At 75.5% G+C, this 4989-nt stretch carries 5 protein-coding genes; 3 read left to right on the top strand and 2 right to left on the bottom strand.

The window, feature by feature from the left end:
• Positions 1-174, bottom strand: a 174-nt coding sequence (locus FVA95_RS27435) for a leucine zipper domain-containing protein (protein ID WP_149662471.1), incomplete at its 3' end; no start/stop codon positions are given.
• Between the two features lie 128 nt (positions 175-302).
• On the opposite strand from FVA95_RS27435, the gene FVA95_RS27430 reads away from it, so the two are divergent.
• The 3 genes from FVA95_RS27430 to FVA95_RS27420 all read left to right on the top strand — a co-directional run bounded on the left by FVA95_RS27430 (position 303) and on the right by FVA95_RS27420 (position 3479).
• Entirely contained in the window at positions 303-929 is a 627-nt protein-coding gene (locus tag FVA95_RS27430) for a hypothetical protein (protein WP_149666703.1), read from the top strand.
• A gap of 76 nt (positions 930-1005) precedes the next feature.
• Positions 1006-2331 carry an MFS transporter gene (locus tag FVA95_RS27425; RefSeq protein ID WP_149666702.1) on the top strand — a complete coding sequence of 442 codons (1326 nt, stop codon included), beginning with the start codon at positions 1006-1008 and terminating at the stop codon, positions 2329-2331.
• Positions 2328-3479, top strand: a complete 1152-nt coding sequence (locus tag FVA95_RS27420; protein ID WP_083695382.1) for a DNA polymerase III subunit delta' — start codon at positions 2328-2330, stop codon at positions 3477-3479. The genes FVA95_RS27425 and FVA95_RS27420 overlap by 4 nt, the downstream gene beginning before the upstream one ends.
• A 25-nt stretch (positions 3480-3504) precedes the next feature.
• Here FVA95_RS27420 and FVA95_RS27415 read toward each other — a convergent pair whose 3' ends face one another.
• On the bottom strand, positions 3505-4815 hold the full coding sequence (locus FVA95_RS27415; protein ID WP_149666701.1) for a hypothetical protein: 1311 nt from the start codon (positions 4813-4815) through the stop codon (positions 3505-3507).
• Positions 4816-4989 lie beyond the last annotated feature (174 nt).

Raw genomic sequence — 4989 nt, 5'->3', positions numbered from 1 at the left:
GTCGGCCATCCCCGCCGGCCCCTCGGCCCGGTAGCGGTCGGACCACTTCTTGGCGGTCCGCGCGGAGACCATGAACATTGTCGCGGCCGCGGTGTGGGTCCAGCCGTGCTCGACGACGAGTTGAGCGAGCCGCAGCCGGGCGCGCGGGGTCAGAGCGGCGTTAGCGTGGGACACGAAGGCCTCCGGTGGGTGAAGCGGTTCCTAGACAGCTCCACTTCACAACCGGAGGCCTTCGTCTGTCAGCCAGACTCACCGCCCCCGGACGGGACAACCTCCCTGGACATCACACCTAGCATGCCGTCATGGCCGTGCGGTGGAGGAACAGCCGCCCCGCGCCGGCCCCCGCCGACGACGGGCGTTGGGGCGTGGCGCGGCTGGTCGCCGAGCGCGAGGCGGACCGGCGGGCCCGGGAACGGGGTGCCCACCCCGCGGGCCCCGCCGGGGCGGCGCAGGACGCGCCCGCGGACCGGCCGGACCCCGACCCGTCCTCGGACGGTGAGCAGCCCGCTGCGGGCGGGCCAGACATCGACGGCCCCACCCGGCGGACCCTGACCGCGGTCCGGCGCCGCAGGCCGGGCCCCGCCGCCATCCCCACCCCGGACGAGGACGCGGACGACTCGGTCCCCGGGCCCCGCCGCCCGGTGACGCCCGCCCCGTCGTCACCGGTTCCGCCGGTGCCCCGGCGGTCCCCGACCGGCCCGGTGCCCCGGCTGCCCGCCCCGCGCCGACCCCGTTCCGGCGGCGAGGAACCCGTCGGGACGGTCTACCGGCCGCCCGCGGTGTCCGCCCGGCCCCCGGTCGACCTCGACGAGGGCCTGCTCGGCTTCTCCCGGCTCACCCGCGGCCGGGTCGGAGCGCGGGTGTTCACGATCGTCTTCGTGCTGATCTACCTGGTGATCCTGGTCCAGACACTGTCGACGATCGTCTGAGGTCCCGCGGTCGCCGTCGGTGGCCCCGTCTAGCCTGAATATCCGCATGCCGCACCGCGTGAGGAGGTGAGCCGCGATCACGACCCCGTCGTCGACGTCGTCGCACCGCCTGACGTCGGTCCTCGCGATCCCCGCCTTCCGCAGGCTCTGGTCGGTCACCGCGGTCACCGCGACCGGCGAGTGGCTGGCGCTGCTGGCACTCACCTCGCTGGCGACCCACCTCACCGCGGGCGCCGGGTTCACCGCGCAGAGCTTCGCGCTCGGCGGCGTCGTCGCGACCAAGCTGGTGCCGTCGCTGCTGTTCGGGCCGCTCGCCGGGGTGCTCGCCGACCGCTTCGACCGGCGCAAGGTCATGGTGACCTGCGACCTCGCGAAGTTCGGGCTGCTGCTGTCGATCCCGTTCGTCGGGCAGCTGTGGTGGCTGCTGGTCGTGACGCTGCTGCTCGAGCTGTGCACCATGTTCTGGATCCCGGCGAAGGACGCGGCCGTCCCGAACCTGCTGCGCAGCCCGGCGCAGATGGAGAGCGCCGCGCAGCTGGGCCTGCTGGTGACCTACGGCGTCGCGGTCGTCGGCGGTGCGGGGCTGTTCGCGCTGGTCAGCAAGGTCGGCCCGATGTTCGGGGCGGACCAGGAGACCACCGTCTACGCGGCGCTGTGCCTCAACGGGTTCGCGTTCCTGCTCTCGGCGCTGGTGGTGTACTTCGCGATCCCGGAGATCTCCGGCCGGGCCACCGAGGCCGAGCGGCAGCAGGCGCCGCCGTCGCTGCTGTACCTGCTGCGCGACGGCTACACCTACGTCGTCCGCACCCCGCTCGTGCGCGGGCTGGTCGTCGGCGTCGTCGGCGCGTTCACCGCGGGCGGCGCCGTGATCGCGACGGCCAAGCTCTACGCGTCGAGCCTCGGCGGCGGGGACGCGGCGTACTCGATCCTGTTCGCATCGGTGTTCGCCGGACTCGCCGCGGGGATGGCCCTCGGCCCGGTGCTGGCCCGGCAGGTGCCGCACCGGCGGCTGTTCGGCAGCGCGATCGTCGGGGCCGGGGTGTCACTCGTCGTCGTGGCGGTGGCGGTGCACCTGTTCATGGCGATCGCCGCGGTGCTGGTCGTCGGCGCGTTCGCCGGGATCGCGTTCCTGACCGGGCTCACGATCATCGGCACCGAGGTCGCCGACGGGATCCGCGGCCGGGTCAACGCGTTCGTGCAGTCCCTGGTCCGGCTGGTGCTGCTGGGGGCGATGTCGGTGGTGCCGGTCGTCGTCGGCGTCGTGGCGACCCGGACGGTGACCGTCGGCGACACCGCGCTGCTGGTCGACGGCACGCGGTTCGTGCTCGCCGGAGCGGGCGTCCTGGCGGCGACGGTCGGCGTCGTCGCGCGCCGGCAGATGACGGAGGAGGGATCGTCGTGAGTGTGTGGGACGACGTGGTGGGCCAGCCCGCCGCCGTCGCCGAGCTGGACGCGGCGGCATCGGACCCGTCGGCGATGACCCACGCCTGGCTGTTCACCGGGCCGCCCGGCTCCGGCCGGTCCAACGCCGCGCGCGCCTTCGCGGCCGCCCTGCAGTGCCGTTACCACGGCTGCGGCGAGTGCGCGGCCTGCCGGACCGTCATGGCGGGCACGCACTCCGACGTCCGGGAGATCGTCCCCGAGGGACTGTCCATCTCGGTCGCCGAGATGCGCTCGCTCGTGCAGCTCGCCGCACGCAAGCCCGCCACCGGGACCTGGCAGATCGTGATCATCGCTGACGCCGACCGGCTCACCGAGGGTGCGTCGAACGCGCTGCTCAAGGCGGTCGAGGAGCCGGCTCCGGAGACGGTGTTCCTGCTCTGCGCGCCGTCCGACCATCCCGACGACGTGCCCGTCACGATCCGGTCGCGCTGCCGGATGGTGCACCTGCGCAGCCCGGCGCCCGACGCCGTCGCCGGGGTGCTGCGCGACCGCGACGGCATCGATCCCGAGCAGGCCCGGTGGGCCGCGTCGGTGTGCGGCGGCCACGTCGGCCGGGCGCGGCGCCTCGCCCGCGACCCGCAGGCCCGTGCCCGTCGCGAGGAGATCCTCGGCGTGCCGACGAAGCTCCGTCGCCTCGGCGACGCGTTCTTCCACGCCGACGTGCTGATCCGCGCGGCCGAGGCCGAGGCCGACGAGCTGCGCTCCTCCCGTGACGAGTCCGAGCGCGAGGAGCTCGCGGTCGCGATGGGCGCCGGCGGCACCGGCAAGGGCGCCGCCGCGGCGGCCCGCTCGGCGAAGGCGGCCGAGCGGGACCTGGAGAAGCGGCAGAAGAGCCGCGCCACCCGTACACAGCGGGACGCGCTCGACCGTGCCCTGGTCGACCTCGCCGGCTTCTACCGGGACGCGATCGTCGCCGCGACCGGTGCGACGGTGCCGCTGACCAACCCGGACCGCGACCGCGAGATCCGGGTGGCCGCCGCCGAGTGGGGACCGGAGTCGAGCCTGCGCCGGCTGGAGGCGGTGCTCGCCTGCCGCGACGCGCTGGAGCAGAACGTGAAGCCGCGGATCGCCGTCGAGGCGATGATGACCGCGCTGCACCGTGGATGACCGGCCACCTCACACTGCTTCCCGTTCACCCGCTCAGCTCCACCCGCGTCGCCAGCACCACCTGGTCGCTGGTGGGGTCCGGCGCCCCCCGCAGCTCCGGCGGCCGCGGCACGAAGCCCGGCACCCGATTCAGCCCCGGCGAGAGGTCCGCGACGGCCACGCCCAGCGGCCCCGGCCCCGTCACCAGCTCGACGACGGCACCCGCGGCCGGCACCGCGTGTAGCCGGATCTCGGTCAGCCCGTCCGCCGGCGCGGCCGACACCGCGGGCCGTCCGGCGGGGGTCACGGTCGCCGCGGTGACGGTCCGGTCCGGTCGTAGCGTGATCCCCGGCGCCCCGCGCGGGCTCGTCACACGCAGCACCGCCCGGTCCGCGGTGCGGTTCAGGATCTCCGCCCGCGGCCCCGGCGCGGCCAGCGGCTGCGCCGGCCCGGTCCGGACCTCGTCCGGCCCCGGCCAGGCCGGCACCTCCCGCGCCGGGGTGTCCAGGTAGCGGGCAGTCCAGGGCGCAGGGACGGTCTGGTTGCTGACCCAGCGGGCACCCTCGTCGTCCTGCAGGAACGACAGGTGCGAGGCCTGCGGCCGCTCCGCCGACGGACCGTTCAGCGCCGCCCCCACCCCGGCGAGGACGACCGCGGCCAGCACCGCCGCGACGGGCACCGGCCACGCCCGCCCGGGCCGGTCTCCGGCCGCCGCCCGTCGCACCCCCTCCGGTACGAGAACGAGTGTGAGCGCCGCGGCGGTGAGCACGAGCGCCGCGGCCGGGACGCCGTCGGACACCCCGGACAGTACGAACAGATCCCAGCCCAGCGGCACCAGCAGCGCCGCCACCGGTACCGCGCCCAGCGTGGCGGCTGCCGTCGCGCCGACCGGACGCCCCCGTAGCGCCAGGGCGGCGGCGAGCCCGACGCCCGCGGCGGCCGCGGGCCACGCGAACAGGTACGACGCGCCCGGCACCGTGGCCGCTGTGACCAGGCCCAGCACGGCGAGCACCAGCGCCCCGGCCGTCGCCGCGCCGGCGGTGCCCGCCCAGCGGCGCACCGCGAGCCACCACAGTGCCGTCACTGCGACGGCCAGCGCCACCGCGGCCGCCTGCACCGGGACTGGGCGGTGCAGGAACGGCCCGGTGTCCGCCCAGACCGGGTGCACCGCCAGGAGCGCCTGCCACAGCCCCACCGACGCGAGCACCGTGGCGACGGCCGCGACGAGCAGTAGCACCGCCGCACCCAGGACGTGCGGCACCGTCGTCGCCTCGCACCGACGCGCGACCAGCACTGCGGCGACGACCGCGACCGCCCCGAGCGTCGCCACCGGCCACGCCAGCCACGACGGGTACACGACGGCCGTCCGGCGGGGTCTGTAACGAGAACGGTGGTTCCGGCGATGTTGTCAGTAGTGCTCGGCGCCCGGCCAGCGGTCACCGAAAGTGATGGCGAAGGCGTTGAGGACTGGCTTCCAGCGCATCATCCATCGGGTGTGGCCTCGTCCGGTCGGGTCGAGGCTGCGGGTGAC

It is taken from the genome of Pseudonocardia sp. EV170527-09 (genome assembly GCF_008369905.1).
Lineage (GTDB): Bacteria > Actinomycetota > Actinomycetes > Mycobacteriales > Pseudonocardiaceae > Pseudonocardia.
Note: the sequence above shows the minus strand (reverse complement) of the source record. Positions and strands in the feature narration are given on the sequence as shown.

Coding starts and splice junctions, on each gene's coding strand:
- FVA95_RS27430 (WP_149666703.1), top strand. CDS start 303: ATGGCCGTGCGGTGGAGGAACAGCCGCCCCGCGCCGGCCCCCGCCGAC.